Raw genomic sequence first — 12,592 nt, forward strand, 5'->3', positions numbered from 1 at the left:
CACCTCATCAAAGGCAAGCAATCGGAATAAAGAACCCCGGCCTCCCTAAAGCGGGGCCGCGCGGATCCGGCTCCGCCGGTCCGCCACCGGCGCCCCCTGGGGGGAAAGCGCCTACGGCGCTTCGGGGGGGGCTTACTTCAGCAGGCCGATTTCCTTGTAGAACTTCTCGGCGCCCGGGTGGAACGGGATGCCGGCGCCCTTGATGGCGTTGTCGCGGGTGATCAACTTGCCCTTGGCGTGGCCGTTGTCCAGCGTCTTGCGCGTGGCATCGCTATACAGGGCCTTGGTGACGTCGTAGACCACCTGTTCGGGCAGCTTGGCCGACGTGACCATCTGCGCGTTGACCGAGATGGTCTTCACTTCGCCGACGTTCTGGTAGGTGTTGGCCGCAATGGTGTCGGGCGTGAAGAACTCTTGCTTGGCGCGCAGCGCGTCGATCTCGGGGCCGACCAGCGGCACGATCTCGATCCCGGCGCCGCTGGAGGCCAGTTCCGCGATGGCGCCGGCAGGCGCGCCGCCCACGAAGAAGAACGCGTCCAGGCCGCCGTCCTTGAGCTTGTCGCCGGCCTGGTTGGGCTTGAGGTATTCGGCCTTCACGTCCTTGTCGGTCATGCCGTACGCGCCCAGGATCAGCCGCACATCGACCAGCGTGCCGGAGCCCGGCTCATCCATCGACACGCGCTTGCCTTTCAGATCGGCCACGCCCTTGATGCCGGAGCCCTTGCGCGTGACAAGGTGGATGCTTTCCGGATACAGCGTGGAAATCAGACGCAGATCCTGCGCCTTGGGCTTGCCTTCGAACGTGCCGGTGCCGCTGTAGGCCCAGAACGCCACGTCCGACTGCGTGAAACCGGCCTCGAACGAACCGCCCATGATGCCGTTGATGTTGGCGACCGACCCGTTGGAGGCAACCGCCGTGGCGATCAGCTTGCCAGGCTGCGACACGGCGTTGGCGATGATGCCGCCGATCGGGTAGTACGTGCCCGCCGTGCCGCCCGTGCCGATGCGGAAGAATTGCTGGGCCTGCGCGGTGCCGGTGGCGCCCACGGCGGCGACCGCGACGGTCAGGGCGGTGATCCAATGCTTGAGTTTCATGCGAGCTTCTCCAATACGAAATGACAGGTCTGTCGAGTGACGAGGTGCGTCTTGTCATCGCCGGCGCGGCGTGGCCGCCTGCCGGAAATGGGCCTCCCCTTGGGGGCCGTTTTCATGATGAAATTCTGTCATGCCGCCCTCTGGTAGCCAATGGTTACGGGGCTATCGTTTACCTGGGGGTGCATTGCCCCTTTGGTTATGGGTGGTCCCGCTTTGGTTATGCGTGCGCTACCCCTCAAGCAGTCAGACTACGGAGTCATCACGATGTCCCAGGAAGTCATACGCGGCATTGCGCTGCCCCCGCCCGCACAGCCAGGCGATCCGCTGGCCCGCGTCGACACGCCCAGCCTGGTGCTGGACCTGGCGCCTTTTGAAGCCAACCTGCGCGCGATGCAGGCCTGGGCCGACCGCCACGACGTCGCGCTGCGCCCGCACGCCAAAGCGCATAAATGCCCCGAAATCGCATTGCGGCAGCTGGCGCTGGGCGCGCGCGGTATTTGCTGCCAGAAGGTCAGCGAGGCCCTGCCCTTCGTGGCCGCCGGCATCCAGGACATCCACATCAGCAACGAGGTCGTCGGTCCGGCCAAGCTGGCGCTGCTGGGTCAGCTGGCGCGCGTGGCCAAGATCAGCGTGTGCGTGGACAACGCGCACAACCTGTTGCAGGTCTCTGAGGCCATGGCGCAGGCGGGTGCGCAGATTGACGTGCTGGTGGAAGTGGATGTCGGCCAGGGCCGCTGCGGGGTGTCGGACGACGCCCTCGTGCTGGCACTGGCGCAGCAGGCGCGCGACCTGCCCGGCGTGAATTTTGCCGGCCTGCAGGCCTATCACGGGTCGGTGCAGCATTACCGCACCCGCGAGGAGCGCGCCGAGGTCTGCCGCCAGGCGGCGCGCATCGCGGCGTCCTACGCGCAACTGCTGCGCGAGAGCGGCATCGCCTGCGACACCATCACCGGCGGCGGCACGGGCAGCGCCGAGTTCGATGCGGCCAGCGGCGTCTATACCGAATTGCAGGCCGGCTCCTACGCTTTCATGGACGGGGACTATGGCGCCAACGAGTGGGACGGCCCCCTGGCGTTCGAGAACAGCCTGTTCGTGCTGGCCACGGTCATGAGCAAGCCGGCGCCCGACCGGGTGATCCTGGACGCGGGGCTAAAGTCCACTACGGCGGAATGCGGCCCGCCCGCCATCTTCGGCGAACCCGGGCTGACGTACACCGCCATCAACGACGAGCACGGCGTCGTGCGCGTGGAACCGGGGGCGCAGGCGCCCGACCTGGGCGCGGTGCTGCGCCTGGTGCCCTCGCACGTGGACCCCACGTTCAACCTGCATGATGGGCTGGTGGTGGTGCGCGACGGCGTGGTCGAGGATATCTGGGAAATCTCGGCGCGCGGCTTTTCGCGCTAATAAGTCCTTCTGAGGGCAGGCCAGCTGGCGCGGTGCACGGTCACGATCGACCGTGCACCCCTCATGCCCCGCCCATCCCGCGTTTCGCAAGAACGAAAAAAGGCCGGCGCGCCGTCAACGCGCCGACCTTTGGATGCAGCCCGCAAGCGCTTACTTGGCCTGCTGCTGGATCTTTTCCCCGCCCCTTTCAATGTCTTTGCCGGCACCTTCCATCGTGTTGCAACCGGCGGTCACGGCGGTAATCGCGAGCATCAGTGCAAGCCAAATACGGTGGGTCATTTTCTTCTCCTTCGGGCATTCATTGGACAGTGCGGGTCATGCCGATCGGCAGCCGCAATTACTTGTCCAGCAAGTCCCGTGCCTGATCCTTCGCTTCGCCTACGTTGCGCTGCACTTTACCCTCGGTCTTTTCCACTTTTCCTTCGGCTTCGGTGCGGGTGTTGCCCGTCACCTTGCCAGCTGTTTCCTTGATTGCGCCCTTCACTTCCTTGGCGGCGCCCTTGATGCGGTCCTTGTCCATGTCATCGATCCTCAGGTTTCAGGTGGGGTGAAACCGCGCCGGGGAAACCCGGAGTCCGGCGGCGGACAGGTCCAATATAGGAACCGCGCCGCACCCGCGATAGAGGCATGCGCACCAGGACAAGTGGTGCATTTTTACTTTCGGGTGGGCGCAAAAGGGAGTGCGTGAACGGCGCGACACCGCCTTCAAACGGGGGCGGAACATTCCGGTCAGCCCGCCGTCCTGATTGAGACGGCCAAGCTCACGCCGCCAGATTCGTCATCCCCAGGAACTGCCGCAATTCCGGCGTGGCCGGCGCCGTGAAAAGTTGCTCCGGCGGACCGATCTCGTGCACGCGCCCCTGGTGCATGAACACCACGCGATCACAGACCTCGCGCGCAAAGCGCATTTCGTGCGTCACCATCAACAGCGTCATGCCGTCGGCAGCCAGCTCGCGCACGACCGCCAGCACCTCATTGACCAGCTCCGGGTCCAGCGCCGACGTGATCTCGTCGCACAACAGCGCCAGCGGCTGCATCGCCAGCGCGCGGGCAATCGCCACGCGCTGCTGCTGGCCGCCGGACAGTTCGTCCGGCCAGGCGTCGAACTTGTGGGCCAGGCCCACGCGGGTCAGCATGGCCCGGGCCATGTCCTCGGCCTCGCGCTCGGGCACGCGCTTGGCCACCATGGGCGACAGCATCACGTTGCGCCCCACCGTCAGGTGCGGAAACAGGTTGAACTGTTGAAAAATCATCCCGACCTTCAGCCGCAGCGCGCGCAGGCGCAGCTCGTCGTCGCCCAACTGCGCGTCGGCGACCATGATCGCGCCGCCGTCGATCTGCTCCAGCCCGTTGATGCAGCGCAGCAGCGTGCTCTTGCCCGAGCCGCTCTTGCCGATGATGGCAATGACCTCGCCGGGGTCGACGCGCAGGGTCACGCCTTTCAGGACTTCGTTGTCGCCGAACCGTTTGCGGACGTCTTCAAGGGCGATGAGGGGCATGCAACTTCCTTTCCAGCCGGAGGCTTAGGCGCGACAGGGGCCAGCACAGCGCAAAGTAGATCAGCGCGGCGCAGGCATAGACAGTGAAGGGACTGAAGGTGGCGTTGGTGATCACGGTGGCCGCCTTCGACAGTTCCGTGAAGCCGATGATGGAGGTCAGCGCCGTGCTCTTGACGATCTGCACCGCAAAGCCCACGGTCGGCGCGACCGCAATGCGCAGCGCCTGCGGCAGCACCACGTAGCGCATCTGCTGCACGTAGCCCAGCGCCAGGCTGGCCGACGCTTCCCACTGTCCTTTCGGCACGGCTTCCACGCAGCCGCGCCAGATTTCGGCCAGGAACGCGCCCGACCACAGCGTCAGCGCCGCCCCGGCGGCCAGCCACGGCGGCACCTCCACGCCGATCAGCGACAGCCCGAAAAACGCCAGGAACAGCTGCATCAGCAGCGGCGTGCCCTGAAAGAGTTCGATGTACGCCCAGCTGATGCGGCGCATCGCCGCCACGCGCGACGTGCGCATCATCAGCGCCAGCAACCCCATCAGCGCCCCGCCCGCAAAGGCCGCCAGCGACAGCACGATGGTCCAGCGCGCCGCCAGCAGCAGGTTGCGCACGATGTCCCAGGTCGAGAACTCGATCATCTTGCCGCCTTGCGAAAAAGCCGCCGTCCGGTCAGGCGCAGCACCTGGCGCAGCAGCACCGCCAGCGCCAGATAGATCCCGGTCGTCACGAAATACACCTCGAACGCGCGGAAGTTGCGCGACTGGATGAAGTTCGCGGCAAAGGTCAGGTCCTCGGCCGCGATCTGCGAACACACCGCCGACCCCAGCATCACAATCACGATCTGCGAAGACAGCGCCGGCCAGATGCGCATCAGCGCCGGCTTGAGCACCACGTGCCGGAACACCTGCAGGCGCGACAGCGCCAGGCTGGCGCCGGCCTCGTACTGCCCGCGCGGCGTGGCGTCGATCCCGGCGCGGATGATCTCGGCGCTATAGGCGCCCAGGTTCAGCGCCATCGCCAGGCACGCCGCCTGCATCTCGCCCAGCTGGATGCCCAGCGACGGCAGGCCAAAAAACACGAAAAAGAGCTGGATCAGGAACGGCGTGTTCCGGATCAGCTCGATATAGGCGGTGACCGGCGCGCGCAGCCACGCCGGGCCCTGCGTGCGCACCCAGGCGCAGATGATGCCCAGGGCCACGCCCGCCACCGCGCCGAACGCGATCAGTTCGATCGTGACGCCGATGCCCTTGATCAGCACCGGCGTGTACTCGAACACCGAGGAAAAGTCGTACTGGTAAGCCATGGCGGCCTCGCGCAGCCTACAGATCCTTGGGCAGTTCGGCGCCCAGCCACTTCTGCGAAATCGCCGACAACGACCCGTCACGCTTGGCCGCGGCCAGGATGTCGTTCACGCGGGCGCGCAGCTTCGGTTCGTCCTTGTTCAGGCCGATGTAGCACGGCGAATTCTTGATCAGGAACTTCGTTTCCGGCTTCTTGGGCGGATTGCGCGCCAGGATCGCGGCGGCCACCACGTTGCCCGTCGCGATCATCGGCACCTGCCCCGACAGAAAGGCCGTGATCGTGCCGTTGTTGTCCTCATACCGCTTGAGCGTGGCGGACGCCGGCGCGATCTTGGTCAGCTCGATGTCTTCCACCGCGCCGCGCGTCACGCCAATGGTCTTGCCCGCCAGGTCGGCGGCGGACGACACCTTCATGTCCGCCGGGCCAAACACCCCATTGAAGAACGGCGCATAGGCGTCCGAGAAGTCGATGGCCTTCTCGCGCTCGGCGTTCTTGCCCAGGCTGGAGATCACCAGGTCCACTTTCTTGGTCTGCAAGTAGGGCACGCGGTTGGCGCTGGTCACCGGCACCAGTTCCAGCTTCACACCCAGTTGCTTGGCGATCAGCTGCGCCGTCTCGATGTCATAGCCCAGCGGCTTCATGTCGGCGCCCACCGACCCAAACGGCGGAAAGTCCTGCGGCACCGCAATCTTGATGACGCCCGCCTTGACGATATCGTCCAGCGCGTCGGCGTGCGACAGGGGCGCGGCCAGGATGCTGGCGGCGGCGCAAAGGGACAGCAACAGGGTTCTGCGTTTCATAAGGAACTCTCCAGGGCCCGCACTGCCCGGTTGGGTCAATGCGTTGCACACCAAGTCGGTATACAAAGCGAGGAGATGCAAGTTCTGTGCCATGTGGGCGTCCCGGGAAGAGGGCGCGCAAGGTTCGTGCAAACGCCCCGCAATAGTGCGGCGGATGCGCCGCAGACGGGCGTATCCGCACCGCTTTGGATCGCGCGGCCTCAGGCGTCCACGTAACCTGCCATCAAACCTTCAAACCACTCCTGAAACACGGTAAGCCGCCGCGTGCGCTGGCGGCGGTGCGGATACAGCAGCGATACCGGCATCGGCGCCGCGCGCGCGGCCGGCATCACTTCCACCAGTTCGCCCGCTTCAAGCAGATGCTGCACGTCAAAACGGGGTATCTGGATCAGGCCCAGCCCCGCCAGGCAGCAGGCGATGTAGCTTTCTGCGTTGTTCACCACCACCCGGCTGCGAACCGTATCCTGGCGCACGCCGCCATCGGCGGACACGGATTCCCAGGGCAGCTCGCGGCCGGTCTTCGGTGACGCATACCCCACGGCCCAGTGGCCGCCCAGTTCCTCGGGGTGCATTGGCGCGCCGTGCTCGCGCAGGTAAGCCGGACTGGCACAGTTGATCAGCGCAATGCTGCCCAGCGGCCGCACGACCAGACTGCTGTCGTGCAGCGTACCGATGCGCACCGCACAGTCCACGCCCTCCTGCACCAGGTCAATGGCGCGGTCAGTGGAACTCAACACCACCTGCAATCGCGGATGGCGGCGCAACAGGCCGGGCAATTGCGGCGCGATCAGCCGGCGCGCCACGCGGCTGGGCACATCAATGCTTAGGCGGCCCGACACCTGCCGCTCGCTCGCCTGGAACAGTTGGTCGATGTCTTCGACTTCCGTCAGCAGCGGCAACACGCGTTCCAGCAGTTGCTCGCCGTCGGCCGTCAGCCGCACCTGCCGGGTCGTGCGATGCAGCAGCCGCACGCCAAGCTGCGCTTCCAATTGCTGAATGGCGGCCGAGACGGAGGCCCGGGGCGCGTCCAGGGCATGAGCCGCCTTGATGAAACTGCCCATCTCGGCAACGTGCGCGAACACGCGATACTGGTCGAATCGGTCCATGAGCGGCCTGTGGCGATGCGGTGGGACGGGACAACGGAATTGCGCGCGCCCTCCCGTTGCCCGGGGGCGCGCGCAAGGCACCAAAGCATAGCCGCAATCGGGGGGCGCCCAGCCGCGTCAGGCGCTGCGCCAGATCGCCAGGGCAGCCAGCGCCGCCGGCACCAGGAATACGATCGCCAGAATCGGCAGTTCCTCGCGCACGCTGTACCCGGCATGGGTGACGCCCACCCACATGTTCACCAGCGACACCACCAGCCAGACGGGAATGAAAGCCTTGGCCGCCACCGCCAGCGCTGCCGCATCGCCGCCCCACAGCTTGCCAAAGAGCAGAAACACCCCCAGCAGTACCGCGCCGCCTCCGATCACCATTGCCATATGCATGCCGCGCTCCCTGTCCTGACACCTACTTGGTCGTGTAGCCGCCGTTGATAAGGATGGTCTGCCCCGTGATCCACCAGCCGTCGCTGACCAGATGGCGGATGAAGGGCACCACGTCCTCGATATCCGTCAGCCCCGTCTTGCTGAACGGCGACAGCGCCGCCGCGGTCTTGTGATATGCCACGGCGTCGTCGCCCTCGGCCGGGTAGAAGAACGGCGTATCCATAGGCCCCGGTCCCACCGCCGTCACCGAAATCCCCCGCGCGCCAAACTCCTTGGCCGCCGCACGCGTGAAATGCTCCACCGGCGCCTTCGTGCCCGCATAGGCCGCATAGAACGGCGTGAAGGCGCCCAGCAGCGACGTCACCAGCGTGCACACCTTGCCGTTGTCGTTGACGTGTCGGCCCGCCTCGCGCAGAAAGAAAAACGCCGTCTTGGAATTTACCGCCGTCATCTCGTCGTATTCAGCTTCGCTGATCTCGGTGAAGGGCTTCTTGAGCACCTTGCCCACCGTATTGATCGCGATATCCGGCCGGCCCACCGCCGCCACCGCATCGGCAAACAGCTTCTCCACCGCCGCCGCCGTCGTCAGGTCGCCCTGCAACGCCACGGCCTTCGCGCCCGCCGCCTGCACTGCCGCCACGGTCGCCTCGGCCTCTGCCTGGGATGCCGCGCTGTTGTAGTGGATCGCTACTGCGCGGGCGCCCTGCTCGGCCAGGTCGCGCGCAATCAGCCCGCCCAGATTCTTCGCCCCGCCCGCAATGATCGCGACCTTGCCCTTGATCGAATGGTCCGCCATGGAAAATCTCCTTCAGGTGTTTCGGATGTCGATGAAGCTTCGAGCTTAGGCAAGCGCCCGCGCCCGATAAACCACCTGAAGCTGGATGGATCATCCAGAAAAACCACCCAATCGCGGCGCGCGGTGTGTGCGGTGTCCAGCAACCGGCAACAAAAAAGCCGCCCCTATTGAAGGACGGCTTGTATCGACGGCTGTCGCCAATCGCGCTCAATCCACTTGCGCGCCCGACTGCTTGACCGCCTTGCCCCACTTATCCACTTCCGAGGCAATAAACGTCCCGGTCGCCTCAGGCGTCAGTGGCATCGGTTCGGCCCCACGGTCGCGGAAAAACTTCTGCATCTCCGGCGTATTCAACACCTGCCCGATCTGCTTGCTAAGCGCATTCGTAATCTCCGCAGGCGTGTCCTTGGGCGCCAACACCGCCGCCCAGCCAATCGCCTCAAACCCTGGGTAACCCGATTCCGCCACCGTCGGCACATTCGGCAACTGCGGCAACCGCTTGGCCGTCGTCACCGCCAGCGCCACGGCCTTCTTGCTCTGCACGTGCGGCAGGCCCGCCGTCACCGAGTCCACCATCAGCGGCACCTGGTGCCCCAGAAAATCCGCCTGCGCCGGGCCACTGCCCTTGTACGGAATGTGGCGAATGTCGATATTCGCCGCTGCCTTGAACATCTCGGCCGACAAATGCTGCGTGCCGCCAATACCCGCGCTGGCATACGCCAGTTCGCCCGGATTGGCGCGCGCCTGCTTCACCAGCTGCTGCAGCGAGGTAATGCCCGACGCCGGCGTCGCCAGGAACATCAGCGGCACCGAGAACACGCCCGACACCGGCGCGAAATCCTTTGTCAGGCTGTAGTTGATGTTCTTATAGAGCGTCTGGTTCACCGCCGCGGCGCTGCCCGCGATCACCAGCGTGTAGCCGTCCGGCGCCGCGCGCGTGGCCTGCTCCATGCCGATATTGCTGCCCGCGCCCGCGCGGTTCTCCACCACGATCGGCTGCTTGACCGCCGCGCCCAGCTTCTCGGCCAGCGCGCGGGCAAAGATGTCGGTCGCCTGCCCCGGCGGGAACGGCACGATCAGACGGATGGGACGGTCGGGAAATTCCGCGTGAGCGGGCGTCATGGCGGCGGCCAACGCCAGGCCGGCGGCAAGACTGGAAAGAATACGTTTCATGATTGGTCAGTAAAAAGCGACGGCGGACGGCGCGCGACGGGCGCATCGCCTGCATAAAATAGAGTGCCCGCGCTGGCAGCCCTTGTGAGGCCGGCCCGGGGCAGATCGGAGGGGTAGCGTCACGATAGCATCCCCCCGTCGGTGCTACATTTGCCTTTTCGCGCTTCCCCCGGGGAAGTTCCCCGAAATTCCCTTCATCCCCTGTCCTTACATCCCGCAGGAACCGCCATGGAATTCAGCCAGTTCAACGTCAACACCCTCATGGAGATCACCTCCCGCCCGGACCTCGTGTTCGTCAGCGGCAAGGGATCCTGGCTGGAGGATCACGCGGGCAAGCGATACCTGGACTTCGTGCAGGGCTGGGCCGTGAACACCCTGGGGCACTCCGCGCCCGAAATGCAGCGCGCGCTGGTCGAACAGTCGCAAAAGCTGATGAACCCGTCGCCGGCGTTCTACAACATCCCCTCGATCGAGCTGGCCCAGCGCCTGACCGGCGCGTCCGACTTCGACCGCGTCTTCTTCGCCAACAGCGGCGGCGAAGCCAACGAAGGCGCCATCAAGCTCGCGCGCAAGTGGGGCCAGGTCAAGAAGAACGGCGCCTACAAGATCATCACCATGAACCACGGCTTCCACGGCCGCACGCTGGCCACGATGTCCGCATCGGGCAAGCCGGGCTGGGACAAGATGTTCGCCCCGCAGGTCGAAGGCTTCCCCAAGGCCGAACTGAACGACCTGGAATCCGTGCGCAAGCTGATCGACGACAAGACCGTCGCCATCATGCTGGAACCCGTCCAAGGCGAAGGCGGCGTGCTGCCTGCCGCCAAGGAATTCATGCAAGGCCTGCGCAAGCTGGCCGATGAAAACCAACTGCTGCTGATCGTCGACGAAGTGCAAACCGGCATGGGCCGCACTGGCAAGATGTTCGCCTACCAGCACTTTGACGTCGTCCCCGACATCATGACGCTGGCCAAGGGCATCGGCGGCGGCGTGCCGCTGGCCGCCCTGCTGGCCCGTCAGGAAGTCAGCGTCTTCCAGCACGGCGACCAAGGCGGCACCTACAACGGCAACCCCCTGACCACCGCCGTCGGCGTCGCGGTCTTCGACGCGCTGGTCGCGCCGGGCTTCATGGACGCGGTCAACGCCCGCGCCAAGCAACTGTCCGAAGGCCTGCTGGCCATCTCGGCCAAGTACGGCATGAAGGGCGAACGCGGCATGGGCCTGCTGCGCGCGCTGGTGATGGATCGTGATGATGGTCCGGCCATTGTCGAAGCTGCGCGCAATCAGGCGCCGGAAGGTCTGCTGCTGAACGCGCCGCGTCCGAACCTGCTGCGCTTCATGCCCGCGCTGAATGTGACGGCCGAGGAAGTGGATTCGATGCTGAAGCAACTGGATGCGCTGATTGCGCAGGTGCGTAAGGCTTGATGAGGTTTAGAAGGGTGTGAATGCAGGGGCCGCGATTATGCGGCCCCTGTTTTTTTGGGTTGATTGGATCGCCGTTGAGGTTGGGTATGCGGCTGCGGGTTGGGACACGTTAAGGGAATCGAATGGACGCGAAGGAATTTGTCGGCAACTGGAATGCGCTGCGGGGCGAGCTGTTAGAGACGTTCATGGCGGCGGACGGCGGGAGCGCGGTCGCGGCAAAGGTGCGGGGGCTGGGGTTGTCGCCGTCGCAGCTTGAGGGCGTGCGTGGCGTTCTGGATCTGGCGCTGCGGGACACGATGTATTCGCTGCTGCTGGGGTTGGATGGGGCGGCGAGTATTGGCGATAGCCAGGAGCAGTTCACCATCGCGGGTGAGGATGGGGTGGTGATTGAGGATATTGAAGCGGAGGCTTGGGAGTGCTTCCATGGGGATGCGGGCGTTTGCGGTTGATTCGCTCGATTCAAAAGGCTCGTCCTTCTGTGGTCGCCGTTACGGGAGTTTGAAGATGTCCAAGTCGCCTGCTGATGATGTGGTGTCGATCTATCGGGAGCATGCCGACGCGTTTGTGCGGCAGCGAGGCACGGGGCTGATCGAGCGCGCGTGGCTGGATGCGTTTCTGGCGCTGCTGCCGGGGGCGAGTCCGCGGGTGCTGGATATTGGGTGCGGGTTTGGGGTGCCGATTGCTCAGTATCTGATTGAGCGTGGGTGCCGGATCACGGGTGTGGATACGTCGGTGCCGTTATTGAATCGGGCGAAGGCGGCGTTTCCTGAGCATCAGTGGGTTGCTGGGGATATGCGCAAGATGCCGGTTGCGGGGCCGTTTGATGGGTTGATCGCTTGGCATAGTTTTTTTCATTTGTCGCCAGAGGATCAGCGGGGGATGTTTGGGGAGTTTGGGCGGTTGGCTGCGCCGGGGGCGTTGTTGATGTTTACGAGCGGGCCCGGGTTGGGTGAGGCGATTGGGGAGTTTGAAGGGAGGCCGTTGTATCACGGGAGTTTGGAGGGGGCGGAGTATCGGGAGTTGTTGGCGGGGAGTGGGTTTGAGGTGGTGCGGCATGTGGTGGAGGATGCCGGGTGTGGGGGGACGACGGTGTGGTTGGCGAAACGGATTGAGGATAAGGAAATGGTTCGCCCGGAGCGCTGAGCGAGGTCCGAATTACATCGGTGCGTGCATCGGAAGCGAACGAATTGAGCTGGAGAGCCAGCCGTTCCGTCGTCTGATATTGGCGGCTAAGGAGTTAACCGACGGAGAGTGGCTGGCCATAATTAGGGGTACGGCTGGCGGGTGCGACGAACCGTTTCCCGGATAGAGGGAAGAAGGCGCTCAGACGGCTATCGGCTCATGAAAAGGAAGAGCGGAAGATGAAGAAGCGGAACTTGTATGCCGAGATCGCGGAGGGCTTTGATGCGCTCTCTCATCTGCGAAACAGTAAAACCACCTCGGTTAATGTTCCAGCCCCGGGCGCCAGTCTAGCGAAACCACAGTCTTGCGCCTGGGATTCCGAAGATACCGTGGGCGACTCTGATGCGTTTGCAGACGAAGATATCATTGGCCGTCCTGTTCTGGAATGTTAATTCTCGTTAGCGCTGATCGACTCGGGTCTGCTTTCTGCCAG

The 12,592-nt window shown here is 64.8% G+C and carries 15 protein-coding genes; 4 read left to right on the plus strand and 11 right to left on the minus strand.

Annotation, left to right across the window (positions count from 1 at the left end; all coding sequences use genetic code 11):
* Positions 1 to 132: 132 nt before the first annotated feature.
* Positions 133 to 1,095: a TAXI family TRAP transporter solute-binding subunit gene (locus KVT32_RS22750; RefSeq protein ID WP_217618882.1), complete on the minus strand. Its 963-nt coding sequence runs from the start codon at positions 1,093 to 1,095 to the stop codon at positions 133 to 135.
* A gap of 264 nt (positions 1,096 to 1,359) precedes the next feature.
* On the opposite strand from KVT32_RS22750, the gene KVT32_RS22755 reads away from it, so the two are divergent.
* A complete protein-coding gene (locus tag KVT32_RS22755; protein ID WP_217618883.1) occupies positions 1,360 to 2,499 on the plus strand; it encodes a DSD1 family PLP-dependent enzyme in 1,140 nt (379 codons plus the stop codon).
* Positions 2,500 to 2,649: 150 nt separating this feature from the next.
* Here KVT32_RS22755 and KVT32_RS22760 read toward each other — a convergent pair whose 3' ends face one another.
* The 10 genes from KVT32_RS22760 to KVT32_RS22805 form a co-directional block, all read right to left on the minus strand.
* A complete protein-coding gene (locus tag KVT32_RS22760; protein ID WP_056327784.1) occupies positions 2,650 to 2,778 on the minus strand; it encodes an entericidin A/B family lipoprotein in 129 nt (42 codons plus the stop codon).
* A 58-nt stretch (positions 2,779 to 2,836) separates the two neighbouring features.
* Entirely contained in the window at positions 2,837 to 3,019 is a 183-nt protein-coding gene (locus KVT32_RS22765) for a CsbD family protein (protein ID WP_056327704.1), read from the minus strand.
* Between the two features lie 241 nt (positions 3,020 to 3,260).
* Entirely contained in the window at positions 3,261 to 3,998 is a 738-nt protein-coding gene (locus KVT32_RS22770; protein WP_142052026.1) for an amino acid ABC transporter ATP-binding protein, read from the minus strand.
* Positions 3,979 to 4,635, minus strand: a complete 657-nt coding sequence (locus KVT32_RS22775; RefSeq protein WP_063954198.1) for an amino acid ABC transporter permease — start codon at positions 4,633 to 4,635, stop codon at positions 3,979 to 3,981. The genes KVT32_RS22770 and KVT32_RS22775 overlap by 20 nt, the downstream gene beginning before the upstream one ends.
* Positions 4,632 to 5,300: an amino acid ABC transporter permease gene (locus KVT32_RS22780; RefSeq protein WP_217618884.1), complete on the minus strand. Its 669-nt coding sequence runs from the start codon at positions 5,298 to 5,300 to the stop codon at positions 4,632 to 4,634. The genes KVT32_RS22775 and KVT32_RS22780 overlap by 4 nt, the downstream gene beginning before the upstream one ends.
* A 16-nt stretch (positions 5,301 to 5,316) precedes the next feature.
* Entirely contained in the window at positions 5,317 to 6,099 is a 783-nt protein-coding gene (locus KVT32_RS22785; RefSeq protein ID WP_217618885.1) for a transporter substrate-binding domain-containing protein, read from the minus strand.
* 200 nt (positions 6,100 to 6,299) lie between these two features.
* Positions 6,300 to 7,205 (minus strand): LysR family transcriptional regulator, encoded by a 906-nt coding sequence (locus tag KVT32_RS22790; protein WP_056327709.1) that lies wholly within the window; start codon positions 7,203 to 7,205, stop codon positions 6,300 to 6,302.
* A 117-nt stretch (positions 7,206 to 7,322) separates the two neighbouring features.
* Positions 7,323 to 7,586: a hypothetical protein gene (locus KVT32_RS22795; RefSeq protein WP_056327710.1), complete on the minus strand. Its 264-nt coding sequence runs from the start codon at positions 7,584 to 7,586 to the stop codon at positions 7,323 to 7,325.
* A 22-nt stretch (positions 7,587 to 7,608) separates the two neighbouring features.
* Positions 7,609 to 8,382, minus strand: coding sequence for an SDR family oxidoreductase (locus tag KVT32_RS22800; RefSeq protein ID WP_056327711.1), 774 nt, complete (start codon positions 8,380 to 8,382; stop codon positions 7,609 to 7,611).
* A 207-nt stretch (positions 8,383 to 8,589) separates the two neighbouring features.
* Positions 8,590 to 9,555: a tripartite tricarboxylate transporter substrate binding protein gene (locus KVT32_RS22805; RefSeq protein ID WP_217618886.1), complete on the minus strand. Its 966-nt coding sequence runs from the start codon at positions 9,553 to 9,555 to the stop codon at positions 8,590 to 8,592.
* 228 nt (positions 9,556 to 9,783) lie between these two features.
* On the opposite strand from KVT32_RS22805, the gene KVT32_RS22810 reads away from it, so the two are divergent.
* The 3 genes from KVT32_RS22810 (at position 9,784) to KVT32_RS22820 (ending at position 12,120) form a co-directional block, all read left to right on the plus strand.
* Positions 9,784 to 10,977 carry an acetylornithine transaminase gene (locus KVT32_RS22810; RefSeq protein ID WP_217618887.1) on the plus strand — a complete coding sequence of 398 codons (1,194 nt, stop codon included), beginning with the start codon at positions 9,784 to 9,786 and terminating at the stop codon, positions 10,975 to 10,977.
* A gap of 122 nt (positions 10,978 to 11,099) precedes the next feature.
* Entirely contained in the window at positions 11,100 to 11,426 is a 327-nt protein-coding gene (locus KVT32_RS22815; protein ID WP_217618888.1) for a hypothetical protein, read from the plus strand.
* A 55-nt stretch (positions 11,427 to 11,481) separates the two neighbouring features.
* The gene (locus KVT32_RS22820; protein WP_217618889.1) at positions 11,482 to 12,120 is read left to right on the plus strand and encodes a class I SAM-dependent methyltransferase; all 639 of its coding nucleotides are present in this window, start codon (positions 11,482 to 11,484) and stop codon (positions 12,118 to 12,120) included.
* Positions 12,121 to 12,592 lie beyond the last annotated feature (472 nt).

The sequence above is a fragment of the Achromobacter sp. GbtcB20 genome, from assembly GCF_019091095.1.
Lineage (GTDB): Bacteria > Pseudomonadota > Gammaproteobacteria > Burkholderiales > Burkholderiaceae_B > Achromobacter > Achromobacter mucicolens.

Coding starts and splice junctions, on each gene's coding strand:
- KVT32_RS22770 (WP_142052026.1), bottom strand. CDS start 3,998: ATGCCCCTCATCGCCCTTGAAGACGTCCGCAAACGGTTCGGCGACAAC.
- KVT32_RS22795 (WP_056327710.1), bottom strand. CDS start 7,586: ATGCATATGGCAATGGTGATCGGAGGCGGCGCGGTACTGCTGGGGGTG.
- KVT32_RS22765 (WP_056327704.1), bottom strand. CDS start 3,019: ATGGACAAGGACCGCATCAAGGGCGCCGCCAAGGAAGTGAAGGGCGCA.
- KVT32_RS22805 (WP_217618886.1), bottom strand. CDS start 9,555: ATGAAACGTATTCTTTCCAGTCTTGCCGCCGGCCTGGCGTTGGCCGCC.
- KVT32_RS22800 (WP_056327711.1), bottom strand. CDS start 8,382: ATGGCGGACCATTCGATCAAGGGCAAGGTCGCGATCATTGCGGGCGGG.
- KVT32_RS22790 (WP_056327709.1), bottom strand. CDS start 7,205: ATGGACCGATTCGACCAGTATCGCGTGTTCGCGCACGTTGCCGAGATG.
- KVT32_RS22780 (WP_217618884.1), bottom strand. CDS start 5,300: ATGGCTTACCAGTACGACTTTTCCTCGGTGTTCGAGTACACGCCGGTG.
- KVT32_RS22815 (WP_217618888.1), top strand. CDS start 11,100: ATGGACGCGAAGGAATTTGTCGGCAACTGGAATGCGCTGCGGGGCGAG.
- KVT32_RS22820 (WP_217618889.1), top strand. CDS start 11,482: ATGTCCAAGTCGCCTGCTGATGATGTGGTGTCGATCTATCGGGAGCAT.
- KVT32_RS22755 (WP_217618883.1), top strand. CDS start 1,360: ATGTCCCAGGAAGTCATACGCGGCATTGCGCTGCCCCCGCCCGCACAG.
- KVT32_RS22785 (WP_217618885.1), bottom strand. CDS start 6,099: ATGAAACGCAGAACCCTGTTGCTGTCCCTTTGCGCCGCCGCCAGCATC.
- KVT32_RS22810 (WP_217618887.1), top strand. CDS start 9,784: ATGGAATTCAGCCAGTTCAACGTCAACACCCTCATGGAGATCACCTCC.
- KVT32_RS22775 (WP_063954198.1), bottom strand. CDS start 4,635: ATGATCGAGTTCTCGACCTGGGACATCGTGCGCAACCTGCTGCTGGCG.
- KVT32_RS22750 (WP_217618882.1), bottom strand. CDS start 1,095: ATGAAACTCAAGCATTGGATCACCGCCCTGACCGTCGCGGTCGCCGCC.
- KVT32_RS22760 (WP_056327784.1), bottom strand. CDS start 2,778: ATGACCCACCGTATTTGGCTTGCACTGATGCTCGCGATTACCGCCGTG.